Here is a 13,722-nt window from a genome sequence, read left to right as displayed (position 1 = left end):
GTGGCACGGGATGTTGCATCCTTTCTACGGCCGCAGCGATCCTGCAACAAAACCAGGAGCCGCGTACAGTACGTGACCATGCGCATGAACGTGACGGAGCGGACCGGCGAGCTCGTCCTGCGCCCGCTGTCCGCGCGTTCCGTCGTGCTGAGCCTGCTGCTCGGCACCCACCCGCCCGAGCTGCCCGTCAAGGACCTCGTGCGCGGTGTCGAGCCCTTCGGGGTCGGCGGGTCCACGCTGCGTGCCGCGCTCAGCCGGATGGTCGCCGCGGGCGACCTGGTCCGCTCGGACGGCGTCCACCGGCTCAGCGGCCGGCTGCTGGAACGCCAGCGCCGCCAGGACGAGGCCGTCCGCCCCGCGACCCGGCCCTGGGACGGCGACTGGGAGATGGTCGTCGTCACCGCCACCGGCCGCGAACCCGCCGAACGCGCCGAACTGCGTGCCCGGTTGACCGCACACCGGCTCGCCGAACTCCGCGAGGGCGTCTGGCTGCGTCCGGCCAACCTGCGCCGTGACGCCGCCCGGCTGGGGCCTGCGGTGCAGTCCTTCACCAGCCGCCCCGAACGGCCTGGTTGTGAACTGGCCGCGGAACTCTGGCCGTTGGGCGACTGGGCGGAGACGGCCCGCGCGCTGCTCGCGCACATCGCGCGGACACGCGGGCCCGCCGAACGGTTCACCGCCCTGGCCGCCGCCGTACGCCATCTGCTGGCCGATCCGGTGCTGCCCGCCGAACTCCTCCCCGCCGACTGGCCGGCGGACGAGCTACGGCACCGGTACACCGCCTACCAGCGGGAGTTGACCGAGGACGTGCTCGGGCGCGGACGCTAGGGTCTGTCGTTCGGGTCAGGCCGCGCCCCGGGTGTCCTCCGGTCCTTCCAGTGCCGCGGCGAGACGTTGCCAGGCCGCGCGTTCCACGGCGGTCAGGGGCGGCCCGTTGTGCGCGGCGAGGCGGGCCCCGCGCTCGGCGCGGACGGCCTCGCGGCGCAGGGCCTCGGCGAGCAGACCCTCGCGGGAAGCGGCGACGAGCGGGACCGGTGCCGCGAGGACGAACACCGCGGTCTGCCACCAGCCGCCGTGCAGGGCGGACGCGGCGGCGCAGTAGGCGAGCCAGCAGAAGAGCCCCGCGTATGCGGTGAGAAGAGCGACTCGGGTCACGTGCGGGCCTTTCCGGTCGTGCGGAGGGGGCGGGACGGGGCGGCGCCGCGGGGGAGGGGGCGCTGGTCCCGCTGAGGTGCTTGTGCCCGCACACGACCGGCTCAAGCGGGCCGGCCGGGGCGGAGGTCGCCCCGGCCGGCCCGTGGGCTCACTTGTAGGTGATGTCCGAGGACGCGTACTTGCAGTACGTGCCGTCCGGACCGGTGCCGTTCTTCGTCGGCTCCGCGCCCGTGTTGTTGCCGACGTACTTCTGGCACGGGACGATCTTCTTGCTGCTGTCGCCGACGATGGTGATGTTCTTCAGGGTCGCGCTGTCGCCGTAGTTGGTGTTGATCCCGACGAGCGCGCCGCCCTTGTAGGTGGCCTCGATCGTGTTCAGGTTGATCGTGCGCTTGTACTGCGTCGAGCAGTTGCCGCAGGAGCGGACCAGCTTCCCGAAGTCCTGCACGGAGAAGCCGGTGACGTTGAGCGTTCCGGCGCCGTTGAACTGGAGGACCTTGTCGTCGGCCTCCTTCGCGCCGCCGCCCGAGACGGTGTAGACGTTGGACGACGAGGAGCCGAGGAAGGTCGCCGCATCCTCGCCGACGTCCTCCCACCACACGTTCTGGAGCGTGCAACTGCCCAGGCAGTGGATGCCGTCGGCGGCGGGGGCGCCGATGATGACGTTCTTCAGCACGGCGCCGGGGGCCAGTTCGAGGATCGGGTCCTGGTCCTCGCTCTGGCCGTCGGTGCCGAGGTCCCCGCTGCCGTAGAGGCGCTTCAGCCCGTAGTCCTTGGTGCCGGACACCGAGATGGTCGCGGTGACCGCCTGGCTGCCGGTCGCGGTGGGCCAGGTGGCGGCGCTCGCCGCGGGCGAGTCCGTCATCAGCAGGACACTCGCGAGGCCGAGTGCGGCGATCGCGCCGGTGAGGGCGCGCCGGCCCGTGCGCGGTCGCGTCGCGGCGGGGGCGGGAACGGGGGGTGAGGTGGTGGAGCGCGTGCGGGTCCGTACGGAGGGCGTCATGTCCCGATGCCTTCTTCCGTGGAGACGTGCGTGGAGGTGGGGGGAGTTCAGATCTTTCCGGTGCCCGCGCCGGCCGTGACCGAGGCGACGACCGTCGAGGCGGGCTCCGCGGTGTAGCCGTACGGCGGCGAGGTGAACGTGCCGACCTGCGAGATCTCGGTGGCGGCCCCGCCGAGGTCGTTGCCCGTGAGGTTGGCGTAGCCGTCCTCGTCGCTGTCCCGGCTCGTGGTGACGGCGACCTCCGTGTCGCGGAAGACGTTGTTCTCGACCAGCATCTGGGCGCCCATGCGGGAGTGCACCGCGGTCTCGGCCCCGACGACGTAGTTGTCGTAGAAGTGCCCGGTGCCGAAACGCAGGCTGGGGATACGCGAGTTGACGTCGCTGAACCAGTTGTGGTGGTACGTCACCCGCAGATGACCGGTGTCCTCACTGGCGTTGCTGTCGCTGTGCCCGACCAGCGAGCCCTTCCAGTGGTCCTTGAAGACGTTCCACGAGACGGTGACGTAGTCGGACGCGTGGGTGATGTCGACCAGGCCGTCGTAGTAGTCCTTGTCGTGATCCCGGTCCGAGGACAGGGTGTTGTGGTCGAGCCACACCTTCGTCGAGGTCTGCACGGTGATGGCGTCCGTGCCGACGGCCTTGCTGATGTTCAGGTTGCGCACGACGACATTGGTGACCTTCTTCAGGCGCAGGCCGCCGCCGGTGAACCCGGACGCCGAACCGACGCCCAGGATCGTGGTGTTGGAGCCCACGTCGACCTGACCGCTCAGCGAGATCAGGCCGTTCACCTTGACCACCTTGGCCGTGCTGCCGCTCACCGCCGAGGTGAAGGCGGACAGCGTCGACACGGTGACCGCGGTGGCGCTGCCGCCACCGGTGGTGCCGGCGCCGTAGCCGACCGGCGAGGAGTCGGCGGCCGCCGCGGTGCGGGGGAGTGCCAGCACCGCGGCCGCGGCGAGCGCGGCTGCTGCCGCCAGGACGGTTCTTTGCGACTGCGCACGTAAGACATACATGCGGGTGCGTCCCTTCGAGTGGGGTCGGATGGACGTATACGTGAATGACGTACGTCATGGGGAACGCTGCGCGCGAGCATCATGGCCGTACCGGCGCAAATCCGCGCTGGGCGGTCACGTTGTTGAACGGACCGTAGAGGGTAAGCGCTTTCTGGTCAACGGTCCGCGGAGAAGATACTCGTCAGAGGGTGCGAACGCGAGAGAGCGCGAACGCGAGAGAGCGCGAACGTCGGAGGGCACGACGGCAACGGGCCGGGCGCGGGCACCCCGTCGAGGGAACGCCCGCGCCCGGCCCGGGTGCGGTGGGTGACGCGCCGGCGGAGAACCGGAGCGGTGCCGGCTCAGGCCCCGATGTACTCCGCGAGGTGCTCGGCGGTCAGGGTGGATCCGGCCGCGACCAGATCCGCCGGGGTGCCCTCGAAGACGACGCGGCCGCCGTCGTGACCGGCTCCGGGGCCGAGGTCGACGATCCAGTCGGCGTGCGCCATCACCGCCTGGTGGTGCTCGACGACGATCACCGACTTGCCCGAGTCCACCAGCCGGTCCAGCAGGCCGAGCAGCTGCTCGACATCGGCGAGGTGCAGGCCCGCGGTCGGCTCGTCGAGGACGTACACACCGCCCTTGTCCGCCATGTGCGTGGCCAGCTTGAGCCGTTGGCGCTCGCCGCCGGACAGGGTGGTCAGCGGCTGGCCGATGGTGAGGTAGCCGAGGCCGACGTCGGCCAGCCGCTCCAGGACGCGGTGCGCGGCCGGGGTGCGGGCCTCGCCGGAGCCGAAGAACTCCTCGGCCTCGGACACCGGCATCGCCAGGACCTCGCTGATGTCCTTGCCGCCGAGCCGGTATTCGAGCACCGAGGCGTCGTAGCGCTTGCCGTCGCAGTCCTCGCAGGTGGTGGCGGTTCCGGCCACGATGCCCAGGTCCGTGTAGACGACGCCGGCCCCGTTGCAGGTCGGGCAGGCGCCCTCCGAATTCGCGCTGAACAGCGCGGGCTTGACCCCGTTGGCCGTGGCGAACGCCTTGCGGATCGGGTCCAACAGGCCTGTGTACGTCGCCGGGTTGCTGCGCCGCGAGCCGCGGATCGCGCCCTGGCCGATCGACACCACGCCCTCACCCGCCGGGATCGAGCCGTGCACGAGGGAGCTCTTGCCGGAACCCGCGACACCCGTGACCACGCAGAGCACGCCCAGCGGGATGTCCACGTCCACGTCCTGGAGGTTGTGCGTCGAGGCCCCGCGGATCTCCAGCGCCCCGTTGGGCTTGCGCACCGACACCTTGAGCGTGGCCCGGTCGTCGAAGTGCCGCCCGGTGACGGTGTCGGCCTTGCGCAGCTCCCCGACCGTGCCCTCGAAGCAGACGCTGCCGCCCCCCGCGCCGGCGCCGGGGCCGAGGTCCACCACGTGGTCGGCGATCGCGATGACCTCCGGCTTGTGTTCGACCACGAGCACCGTGTTGCCCTTGTCCCGCAGGCGCAGCAGCAGTTCGTTCATCCGCTCGATGTCGTGCGGGTGCAGGCCGGTGGTGGGCTCGTCGAAGATGTAGGTGACGTCGGTGAGCGAGGAGCCGAGGTGCCGGATCATCTTGGTGCGCTGCGCCTCGCCGCCCGACAGCGTGCCCGCGGGCCGGTCGAGCGAGAGATAGCCGAGACCGATCTCGACGAACGAGTCGAGCGTCTCGCCCAGCGCTGTCAGCAGCGGCGTCACCGACGGCTCGTCGAGACCGCGGACCCACGCGGCCAGATCGCTGATCTGCATCGCGCAGGCGTCGGCGATGCTGATGCCCTTGATCTTCGACGAGCGGGCGCCCTCGGTGAGCCGGGTGCCCTCGCACTCCGGACACGTGGTGAAGGTGACCGCGCGGTCCACGAACTCCCGGATGTGCGGCTGCATCGACTCGCGGTCCTTGGCGAGCATCGACTTCTGGATGCGCGGGATCAGACCCTCGTAGGTCATGTTGATGCCCGCGATCTTCATGCGGGTCGGCTCGCGGTACAGGAAGTCGTGCAGCTCCTTCTTGGTGTACTTGCGGATCGGCTTGTCGGGGTCGACGAAGCCCGACTCGGCGTACAGCCGCGAGTTCCAGCCGCCGCCCTTGTAGCCGGGGACGGTGATGGCGCCCTCGGACAGGGACAGGGAGTCGTCGAAGAGCTGCGCGAGGTCGAGGTCGCTGACATCGCCCCGGCCCTCGCAGCGCGGACACATGCCGCCGGTGATGCTGAAGCTGCGCCGCTCCTTCACGGTCTGCCCGGCTTTTTGCACGGTGACCGCGCCTGCCCCGCTGATGGAGGCGATGTTGAAGGAGAACGCCTTGGGCGAGCCGATGTAGGGCTTGCCGAGCCGGCTGAACAGGATGCGGAGCATCGCGTTGGCGTCGGTGGCCGTGCCGACCGTGGAGCGGGGGTCGCCGCCCATCCGCTGCTGGTCGACGGTGATCGCCGTGGTGAGACCGTCCAGCACGTCGACCTCGGGCCGCGCCAGCGTCGGCATGAAGCCCTGCAGGAAGGCGCTGTACGTCTCGTTGATCAGCCGCTGCGACTCGGCGGCGATGGTGTCGAACACGAGGGAGCTCTTGCCCGAGCCGGACACGCCGGTGAACACGGTCAGCCGGCGCTTCGGGATCTCGATGCTGACGTCCTTGAGGTTGTTCTCGCGCGCCCCGTGCACGCGGATCAGGCCGTGGCTGTCGGCGACGTGCCCCGCGGGTGGGTGCGTGTCCGTCCTCGTGGCCTTGCTCATCGTCTCTCCCTCTGTCGGGCGGGCCGCCTGTGCGGTCACCTTAGGCGTGGCGATGCCCCTGGCCGCCACGCTAGCCGGGGCCGCCCGCCGCCCGCTTCTCGAATACTGATCGATCCGCGGCGGCGGCTCGCCCGACCCGGCTCAGCCGACCTCCTCCCCGGCTGTCGCGGGAGTCTCCTCGAAGCTCGGGGCGTCCACCGCGCCGTCACCGGCGCTCGCGCCGCTCCTGGACGGCAGATGGTTGAAGACCAGGTTCAGCGCCACCGCGGTCACACAGCCCGCGCTGATCCCGCTGTCCATCACCGTCTGGAACCAGTCGGGGAACTTCGCGTAGACCGTCGGCACGCCCACCGGCAACATGCCGACGGCGACCGAGACGGCGACGACCGTCAGGTTGTCGTTGCCCTTGAAGTCGACCTCGGCCAGCGTGCGCAGCCCGCTCGCGGTGACCGTCCCGAACATCACCAGGCCGGCGCCGCCGAGCACCGGCGCCGGGATCGCGGCCACCACCGCGCCCAGCTTCGGCAGCAGGCCGAGCAGCACGAGGATGCCGCCCGCCGCCGCGACCACCCAGCGGCTGCGCACCCGGGTCATCCCGACCAGGCCCACGTTCTGGGCGTACGCGGTGTACGGGAAGGTGTTGAAGACGCCGCCGAGGACGGTGGACAGGCCGTCGGCGCGCAGCCCGTCGGCCAGCGAGCGCTCGTCGACCTTCCGGCCGGTCATCTCGCCGACGGCGAGCAGGTCACCGGTCGTCTCCGTCATCGTCACCAGGGCCACCACCAGCATGGACACGATCGCCGACGCCTTGAAGGTGGGCGCGCCGAAGTGGAAGGGCGTGCTGATCCCGACCCAGTCGGCGTCGCCGACCCCGCCGAAGTCGGTGAACCCGAACGGCACGGCCACCGCGAGGCCGACGGCGATGCCGATCAGCACCGCGATCCGGGCGAGGAACGCGGGCGCGAAACGCTGCACGCCCACGACCACCGCCAGCACGAACGCGGCGAGCGCCAGGTTCTTCGGTTCGCCGAAGTCCTTCGCCCCGGAGCCGCCCGCGGCCCAGTTGCCCGCGACCGGCAGCAGCGACAGGCCGATGATCAGGATCACCGTGCCGGTGACCAGGGGCGGGAAGAAGCGCAGCAGCCTGCCGAAGACGGGGGCGAGCAGCACGATCGCCAGCCCCGCCACGATCACCGAGCCGTAGATCGCGGGCAGTCCGCCACCGGTCGTGCCGATCAGCACCATCGGCGAGACCGCCGCGAAGGTGCACCCCTGCATGATCGGCAGTCGGACCCCGAACCGCCAGAAGCCGACGCACTGGATCAGCGTCGCGATCCCGCACACCAGCAGGTCCGCGGTGATCAGATACGCCAGGTCCGCGGGCGAGAGCTTCATCGCCCCGCCCACGATCAGCGGTACGGCGACGGCGCCCGCGTACATCGCGAGCACGTGCTGGAGGCCGAACGCGGCCAGCTGACGTGCGGGTGGGACCTCGTCGACGGGATGGACGGGCGGGGACGACGGCGTGGACGGGGGCGCGGTCGCGGCCATGGGCACACTCCAGAGCGGCGGGGGCGGGGGGAGGCATCCGAACAGCACGAGACGGTATGCGGCTTGAACAGTTTGTTGATTTCCGCTCTGTTGCCGGTGCGTTCCGGGCTGTTGCCGGTGTGTGTCGTGTACACGTGTCGCTACGGCGTCCAGGGCACCGTGCGTCCAGGTCGCCGCTCTCCCCGGCTACGGCAGCGTTCCATCCGGATGCGGCAGCGCCGTGCGGGCCGCCGTCAACAGTGCGTCCCAGTCCGGGAGTTTGACCACCCCGCGGCCGAGCGAGGCCCCGAGCGCCGCCTCGGCCCGCTCGATGGCCAGCCAGCCGGGCCAGCCGATCGGCTCGATCCCGTGTGCGCGCAACGCGCCGAGCGGATCACCGAGTGCGCTCCCCGCCGTCAGCTCCGGGGCGTCGGCGAGCAGGGACGCCACCGTCTCCTTGGCACATGGCCGGTTGGTGCCGATGACCCCGGTGGGGCCGCGCTTGATCCAGCCGGCGACGTACTCGCCCGGCGCCACGGACGAACCCCGCACGATCCGTCCCGCCCGGTGCGGGACCGTGCCGCCGGCCGCGTCGAACGGCAGCCCCTCCAGCGGCACTCCGCGATAGCCGACCGACCGCAGCACCAACTGCGCCTGCACGTCTTCGAACCGGCCGGTGCCCGTCACCCCGCCGCGCCCGTCCGGGACGGTCCGCTCGAACCGTACGGCGCCCACCCGGCCGCCGTCCGCGAGGATTTCGGCGGGCCGCAGGAAGAAGCGCAGCCGGATCCGGCGGGCCGCGCCGACCGGCGGCAGGGCGGACCAGCCGCGCAGCACCTCCACGTTGCGGCGCTGGGCCGCGGGCAGCGGGGCCGGGTCGCCGTAGCCGGGATCGAGCTCCAACTCGCGTGCCGACACCGTCACTTCGGTGTCCGGCAGGCCGCCCAGCTCGCGCAGCTCCTTGGTCGTGAAGCGGGCCTGGGACGGGCCGCGTCTGCCCACCATGTGGATCTCGGCGACCCTGCTCTGCGCGAGCGCCGTCAGGGCGGCCTGCGGCATGTCGGTGGGGCTCAGCTCCGCCGTGCCGCGGGCGAGCATCCGGGTGACGTCGACGGCGACATTGCCGACCCCGATGACCACCGCCGACCGCGTCCCGCGCACGAATCCGGCCTCGACGGCGTCCGGGTGCGCGCTGTACCAGGACACGAACTCCGTCGCCGACCAGCTGCCGGGCAGATCCTCGCCGAGGATGCCGAGATGCCGGTCGGTGGCGGCGCCCACGCAGTACACCACCGCGTGGTACAGCTCCCTGAGCCTCGCCGCGGGCAGCCGGTCCGGACCGATCTCGACGCCGCCGAGGAAGCGGACCCGCTCGTGCTGGAGCACCGTGCGCAGCGTGTTCTGCAGCGACTTGATCTTCTCGTGGTCCGGCGCGACGCCGTAGCGCACGAGGCCGTACGGGCACGGCAGCCGGTCCAGGACGTCGACGAGCACCGAGGGATCCTGCTGGACGAGGCTCTGGGCGGTGTAACAACCGCTGGGCCCGGAGCCGACGACGGCGACACGCAGCACGGGGATCTCCTTCTCCGTCGATCCGGCCGGTGCCGCCGGGTCGGAGGTGGAACACCGATGTCTCGCTGATGTCCCCAGCATCGCACCAGGCGCACTCGGCTGACAGGGTGCTGCCGCGCTGCGACGGTGCGTGTCCGTTCGTATGGAAAGTGATGATGCGGTTACGTTCCGTATGTGCTTGAAGCATCCTTTCTTAATCTTTCTGATCGCCGTCCGCAGGACGGTGCGGTGTCCGTGAGCCCCGCCTGGGAGGTTCAGGAGGCGGAGGGTGCCACGGCGTGGTTCCACGTCCGGCTGGCCTTCTTCGACGGCGCGCGGGTCGACGCGCTCGCGGTGGTCTGCGAGGGGTGTGTCTCCATCGAGGACGTGCGGGCCCAACCGGCTCTGTCCTTCGCGGACTTGACCGTGCTGGCCGACTGGATCGAGGGCCCGCTCTTCGAGGTCTGCGGCGCCGGGTCGCGCGATGCGGGGGACGGGGCGCCGCGGGAGCCGTCGGTGGACACGGAGCCGTCGTCGCGGCGGGCGTGCCCACCGCCCGGGGAGTTCGCGCCCCCTGAGGAGTTCGTGCCCCAGGAGGAATGCGTCCCGCACGCGGAACTGGTTCCGTATCCCGGCAAGGAGTTCGATCCGTGCGCGGACTTCGATGCCTGCGCGGACTTCGATCCGTGCGCGGGCTTCGATGCGTGCGGGGACTTCGACGCGTGCGGGGACTTCGAGCCGGGTGACGGATGCGCTACGGGTGAAGCGGTCGAACCCTACGGCCTCGGGGGAGCGCGGCGGGCGCGTCCCGCCTGGCCCCGTGGGATCGAGGGGCGGTGGCTCGTGGCGCAGGAGTACCGGGCCGCACAGGAGGACGGCGTCGATCCGGTGCTCGCGGTGATGTGTGCGACCGGGCACAGCCGCCGCCGGTCGCTCCGGCTCATCGCCCAGGCGCGCGACGCGGGCTTCCTCAGCCCTCGACGCGCGCGACGCTGAGGGGTCGTCAGACGTTGAGGGACGTCATGCGCTGAGGGATCGACAGCTGCTGAGGAGCCGTCAGGCGCCGCGGTGAGGCGGGCTATTGAGTCGGCTCCGCCTCCGACGGTCCTTCCCGCACCGGTCGTTCGTCCGTCGCGAAGAACCGGGACAGGTCCGGGCCGTCCCCCGCGCCCGTCGGCCCGCCCGGCTTGGGGGGTTCCCCCGACTCCCAGTCGAGGCCGTACCGCTGGAACAACTCCTCGCGCAGCACCGGAATCCCCATCGGGATGCCGGGCATCAGGGCCGCGTACACCGAGCCCATGAGCAGGGCGCGCAGCATCGGGTAGGCCACGGAGACGTCGTCGGAGCCGTAGCGGGCGACCGTGTCCCCGAGCAGCTCCGAGAGCCGCCGCTGCTCCGGGCACTGGACGAACCCCTCGGCCTGGAGCAGACCGGCCATGTGCTGGCGCATCAGCACCGGCTGCTCGCGGGCCAGGCCCAGGATCGCGTCGATGGCGCGGGCCAGCCGCTCCCGGCCGTCCTCGGTGCGCGGTTCCCGCTCCAGCGCCTCCTCCAGCGTGCGGTGCATCAGACGGTGCACCGCCGACTGGACCAACTGGCGCTTGCCGGGGAAGTAGTACGACACCAGGCCGCGGGCCGAACCCGCGCGGTCCGCTATGTCGCCGAGCGTCGTCGCCTCGTAGCCGCGTTCGCTGACGAGCTCGACCGCAGCCTGCAGAAGCCGCTCCCGGGAACGGCGCCGCAATTCTTCATTGACCGAGGCGCTGCGCGGGGACATGCTGTAACTCCTGCGTTGACTGGCTGCCAGCCAACTATACTCATCGCAGACCGGTCCGCGGCTGCGCGGACCCGCTCAGGGCTGCCGTCCGTCTGGGGCGACGCGGGGGATCGTCTCAGACGGACGGCTCCCTTCGCACCGAAGGTGTCCTGAGGCTACTGTCACCGGCCGGATTCCGGACCCCACCGCGCGCATTCTTGCGGATCTCGCGCCAGATCATCCTCGGCACGTTCGGGCGCACCTCGGTCGTGGCCACGCCCATCACCCGGCGCGTGAACCGCTCCTCGCGCAGTTCGTCGAGCATGCTCGCGGCCAGGTCGGCGCGGGCGGTGAACACCCCGTCGGCGCTGTCCTCGGTCACCAGGCGCCGGGTCGGCGCCGGATGGTCGAACAGCCCGGAGGGGCGCACGATCGTCCAGTCCAGACCGCTCGCGCGCACCCCTGCCTCCATGCGGCGCATGTCGTCGTGCGCGGTGCGGGCGACGATCCGGTTGACGTACGGGTCGAGGACGTTGTTGAAGAAGAACGCGCCGCTCGGCCGCCATGCCGGGTCCAGGACGCTCGACGAGACCACCAGCAGACGGCGCACGCCGTGCCGCTCCATGGCGGCGATCAGGTGGGCGGCGCCGGCGGAGTAGAGGGTCGTCGGGGTGCGTCCCGGCGGGGCGCCGAGCGCCGACAGGACGGCGTCGTGCCCCGCGACCACCCGCTCGACGGCGTCCGGATCGAGGGCGTCGGCGGCCGCGACGGCGAGGCCGGGCCGCGGCGGCACGGCGTCCGGGCGGCGGGTGACGGCGGTGACCTCGTGGCCGGCGGCGAGGGCCTGTGAGGTCAGTTCACGGCCGGTGGGCCCGGCGGCTCCGAAGAGGGCGATGCGCATGGGTACTCCTGGGTGGGCGTGGGCGTTGGCCTGCCTGGTTCTCCGCGGGCCGTGGTGGGCTGGTCGCGCAGTTCCCCGCGCCCCTTGGTGGGTGGGCGTGACCCCTGTTGTCGCCCGCGGGCGTTCCGGGGTGGGCGGGTCCGTGCCCCGTCAGGGGCGCGGGGAACTGCGCGATCAGCCCACCGCGGCCCGGGCGAGTGGGCCGGTCCCTGCCCGCCGGGGGCGGTGGCGGCGGGGGAGGGGGCGTTCGGGAACGCCTTGACAGTGCGCTCCGGGCGGGCGGATATTCAACGGCGATGAATAAAAACCGCGGCCGTCCGCGAGGCCGCACCGCCCCCGCCACCAAGGCGCGCATCGCCGAGAAGGCCCGCGCGCTCTTCCTGGAGCACGGATACCAGGGCACGACGCTGCGCACGGTGGCCGCCGCGGCCGAGGTGGACGTCGCGCTCATCGGCTACCACTTCGGTTCGAAGCAGGGCCTGTTCGGCGAGGCGATGAATATCCGCTGCGGCCGATCGACGGCGATCGTCCGCGCCCTGGAGGGTGATCCCGCGACCCTTCCCGAGCGGCTGATCGACGCGGTGACCTCGCTCTGGGAGGAGCCCGGCGGCGGGTTCGCCGCACTCGAACCGGCCGCGCTGCGCGACGAGGACGTACTGCGGGTGTTCCGCGAGTTCCTGGAGCGCGAGGTCCTCGGCCGGATCGCGGACCATCTCGGCGGCCGGTACGCCACCGACCGGGCCACCGCCGCGGTCGCCGTCATCGGGGGCCTGATCTTCACGCGCTACCTCAACCCGCTGGCCTCCGTGGCGGCGCTGAGCGCGGGGGACGTACGGCGCACCCTGGCCCCCGCCCTGCGCGGAGCCCTCCGCACGCCGCGCCCCGCGCCCGCCGCACTTCTGTCGCACAGCGCCTGAACCGTACCTAAAGTGGGCACGGACACCGACCGGAGGAGGCGTGAGCCGCATGGGAGAGGACCAGCGGATCCTGGCCAGGATCACCGAGATGGTCGACGACGAGCGCAGACTCAGGGACGCCGTCGCCTCCGGTGAGATCGACAGCACGACCGAGCACCAGCGCCTCGGCGAACTGGAGCGCGAACTCGACCGCTGCTGGGACCTGCTGCGCCAGCGACGCGCCAAGTCCGAGTTCGGCGACGACCCGGACGGCGCCCGGGCCCGGCCGTCGTCGCAGGTCGAGGGGTACCTGGAGTGAGTCGGGGGGCTCCTGGAGCGAGCTGACCGGCTACCGCCGGTCGACCAGGTCCAGCACCGGCCGCAACGCGTCCGGCCGCTCGGCCGCCGGCAGATGGTCCACGAAGTGCACCCCGCAGCCCAGGGCCGCCGCGCCGCCGTCCGCCTGCCGGTTGTCGCCGACCATCAGCACCTTCACCGGATCGGCGCCGAGCCGCTCGCACGCGATCTCGAACAGCCGCGGATCGGGCTTCTGCACCCCGTGCTCGTACGACAGCACGTACGCGTCCACATACGGGTCGAGGCCGTGGGCGCGGAACACGGGGCGCAGGTCCCAGCCGATGTTGCTGACCACGCCGACGCCGATCCCGCGGTCCCGCAGGCCGCGCAGCACGTCGGCGGTGTCCGGGTACGGGGTCCAGGCGCCCGGGGTCATGTGGCGCTCGTACAGGGCGTCGTGCAGGGCCGGGTCGGGCAGCGGCACCTGACGGGACAGGCCGGTGTACGCCGCCCGGTGCTCGGCGGCGGTACGGTCGCGCACCTCCCACAGTGCGGCCAGTTCCGGCGGCACCCGCCGCGGTGAGGCCCCGCCGGGCAGTGCGCCCGCCGCCTCCAGGGCCGCGGCCGCCGAGGTCACCTCGTGCTCCGGCAGGGTGAGCCCCGACTCCGCGAGCACCGCCCGCAGCCAGCGGTCGGCCGACTCGATGCGGAACAGGGTGCCGGAGAAGTCGAACAGGACGCCTGTCATGGCGTCGATCTTACGGGGGCGCCCCGGGCGGACCGAGGGCCCACCGTGGCCCGGCTTCCGGCGTTCGGCAGCCGGGGCGTGAGGTGTGAAGCGTGGGGTGTGGGGTCCGGGGCGGGGGAGCGGTCGTACCCCGTCGCCCG

12 protein-coding genes and 2 pseudogenes are annotated in these 13,722 nt (G+C 71.9%); 5 read left to right on the top strand and 9 right to left on the bottom strand.

Features of this window, described 5'->3' with window-relative positions; all coding sequences use genetic code 11:
* Positions 1-78: 78 nt before the first annotated feature.
* The gene (locus WN71_RS07295) at positions 79-828 is read left to right on the top strand and encodes a PaaX family transcriptional regulator C-terminal domain-containing protein (protein ID WP_046585318.1); all 750 of its coding nucleotides are present in this window, start codon (positions 79-81) and stop codon (positions 826-828) included.
* Positions 829-843: 15 nt separating this feature from the next.
* Here the strand turns inward: WN71_RS07295 and WN71_RS07290 are convergent, their stop codons facing one another.
* The 6 genes from WN71_RS07290 to WN71_RS07265 form a co-directional block, all read right to left on the bottom strand.
* A complete protein-coding gene (locus WN71_RS07290) occupies positions 844-1,155 on the bottom strand; it encodes a hypothetical protein (RefSeq protein ID WP_046585092.1) in 312 nt (103 codons plus the stop codon).
* 148 nt (positions 1,156-1,303) lie between these two features.
* Positions 1,304-2,158, bottom strand: coding sequence for a pectate lyase (locus WN71_RS07285; protein WP_046585093.1), 855 nt, complete (start codon positions 2,156-2,158; stop codon positions 1,304-1,306).
* A gap of 47 nt (positions 2,159-2,205) precedes the next feature.
* Positions 2,206-3,171 carry a pectate lyase family protein gene (locus WN71_RS07280; RefSeq protein WP_046585094.1) on the bottom strand — a complete coding sequence of 322 codons (966 nt, stop codon included), beginning with the start codon at positions 3,169-3,171 and terminating at the stop codon, positions 2,206-2,208.
* A 341-nt stretch (positions 3,172-3,512) separates the two neighbouring features.
* On the bottom strand, positions 3,513-5,903 hold the full coding sequence (locus tag WN71_RS07275) for an ATP-binding cassette domain-containing protein (protein WP_046585095.1): 2,391 nt from the start codon (positions 5,901-5,903) through the stop codon (positions 3,513-3,515).
* 141 nt (positions 5,904-6,044) lie between these two features.
* The gene (locus tag WN71_RS07270; RefSeq protein WP_046585096.1) at positions 6,045-7,454 is read right to left on the bottom strand and encodes a nucleobase:cation symporter-2 family protein; all 1,410 of its coding nucleotides are present in this window, start codon (positions 7,452-7,454) and stop codon (positions 6,045-6,047) included.
* Positions 7,455-7,640: 186 nt separating this feature from the next.
* Positions 7,641-9,005, bottom strand: coding sequence for an FAD-dependent oxidoreductase (locus tag WN71_RS07265; RefSeq protein WP_046585097.1), 1,365 nt, complete (start codon positions 9,003-9,005; stop codon positions 7,641-7,643).
* 234 nt (positions 9,006-9,239) lie between these two features.
* Between WN71_RS07265 and WN71_RS43415 the strand changes: the two are divergent.
* A pseudogene (locus WN71_RS43415) lies at positions 9,240-9,503 on the top strand (DUF6214 family protein); the annotation flags it as partial.
* A 195-nt stretch (positions 9,504-9,698) separates the two neighbouring features.
* Positions 9,699-9,980, top strand: a pseudogene (locus WN71_RS43410) (DUF6214 family protein); the annotation flags it as partial.
* 82 nt (positions 9,981-10,062) lie between these two features.
* On the opposite strand, the gene WN71_RS07250 reads toward WN71_RS43410, so the two are convergent.
* Together WN71_RS07250 and WN71_RS07245 are read right to left on the bottom strand one after the other, a co-directional pair.
* Complete coding sequence (locus WN71_RS07250; RefSeq protein ID WP_046585099.1) at positions 10,063-10,761, bottom strand: TetR/AcrR family transcriptional regulator; 699 nt, start codon at positions 10,759-10,761, stop codon at positions 10,063-10,065.
* 115 nt (positions 10,762-10,876) lie between these two features.
* On the bottom strand, positions 10,877-11,641 hold the full coding sequence (locus WN71_RS07245; RefSeq protein WP_046585100.1) for an NAD(P)-dependent oxidoreductase: 765 nt from the start codon (positions 11,639-11,641) through the stop codon (positions 10,877-10,879).
* A gap of 296 nt (positions 11,642-11,937) precedes the next feature.
* On the opposite strand from WN71_RS07245, the gene WN71_RS07240 reads away from it, so the two are divergent.
* Entirely contained in the window at positions 11,938-12,558 is a 621-nt protein-coding gene (locus tag WN71_RS07240; protein ID WP_046585101.1) for a TetR/AcrR family transcriptional regulator, read from the top strand.
* Between the two features lie 49 nt (positions 12,559-12,607).
* Positions 12,608-12,856 (top strand): DUF2630 family protein, encoded by a 249-nt coding sequence (locus WN71_RS07235; RefSeq protein WP_046585102.1) that lies wholly within the window; start codon positions 12,608-12,610, stop codon positions 12,854-12,856.
* A gap of 30 nt (positions 12,857-12,886) precedes the next feature.
* Here the strand turns inward: WN71_RS07235 and WN71_RS07230 are convergent, their stop codons facing one another.
* Positions 12,887-13,582, bottom strand: coding sequence for an HAD family hydrolase (locus WN71_RS07230; RefSeq protein ID WP_046585103.1), 696 nt, complete (start codon positions 13,580-13,582; stop codon positions 12,887-12,889).
* Positions 13,583-13,722 lie beyond the last annotated feature (140 nt).

This window comes from Streptomyces mangrovisoli (genome assembly GCF_000974985.2).
GTDB lineage: Bacteria > Actinomycetota > Actinomycetes > Streptomycetales > Streptomycetaceae > Streptomyces > Streptomyces mangrovisoli.
Note: the sequence above shows the minus strand (reverse complement) of the source record. Positions and strands in the feature narration are given on the sequence as shown.

Excerpts from the sequence above, each read along its gene's own strand:
- WN71_RS07250 (WP_046585099.1), bottom strand. The coding sequence starts at position 10,761 with ATGTCCCCGCGCAGCGCCTCGGTCAATGAAGAATTGCGGCGCCGTTCC.
- WN71_RS07285 (WP_046585093.1), bottom strand. The coding sequence starts at position 2,158 with ATGACGCCCTCCGTACGGACCCGCACGCGCTCCACCACCTCACCCCCC.
- WN71_RS07235 (WP_046585102.1), top strand. The coding sequence starts at position 12,608 with ATGGGAGAGGACCAGCGGATCCTGGCCAGGATCACCGAGATGGTCGAC.
- WN71_RS07280 (WP_046585094.1), bottom strand. The coding sequence starts at position 3,171 with ATGTATGTCTTACGTGCGCAGTCGCAAAGAACCGTCCTGGCGGCAGCA.
- WN71_RS07240 (WP_046585101.1), top strand. The coding sequence starts at position 11,938 with ATGAATAAAAACCGCGGCCGTCCGCGAGGCCGCACCGCCCCCGCCACC.
- WN71_RS07295 (WP_046585318.1), top strand. The coding sequence starts at position 79 with ATGCGCATGAACGTGACGGAGCGGACCGGCGAGCTCGTCCTGCGCCCG.
- WN71_RS07230 (WP_046585103.1), bottom strand. The coding sequence starts at position 13,582 with ATGACAGGCGTCCTGTTCGACTTCTCCGGCACCCTGTTCCGCATCGAG.
- WN71_RS07275 (WP_046585095.1), bottom strand. The coding sequence starts at position 5,903 with ATGAGCAAGGCCACGAGGACGGACACGCACCCACCCGCGGGGCACGTC.
- WN71_RS07270 (WP_046585096.1), bottom strand. The coding sequence starts at position 7,454 with ATGGCCGCGACCGCGCCCCCGTCCACGCCGTCGTCCCCGCCCGTCCAT.
- WN71_RS07245 (WP_046585100.1), bottom strand. The coding sequence starts at position 11,641 with ATGCGCATCGCCCTCTTCGGAGCCGCCGGGCCCACCGGCCGTGAACTG.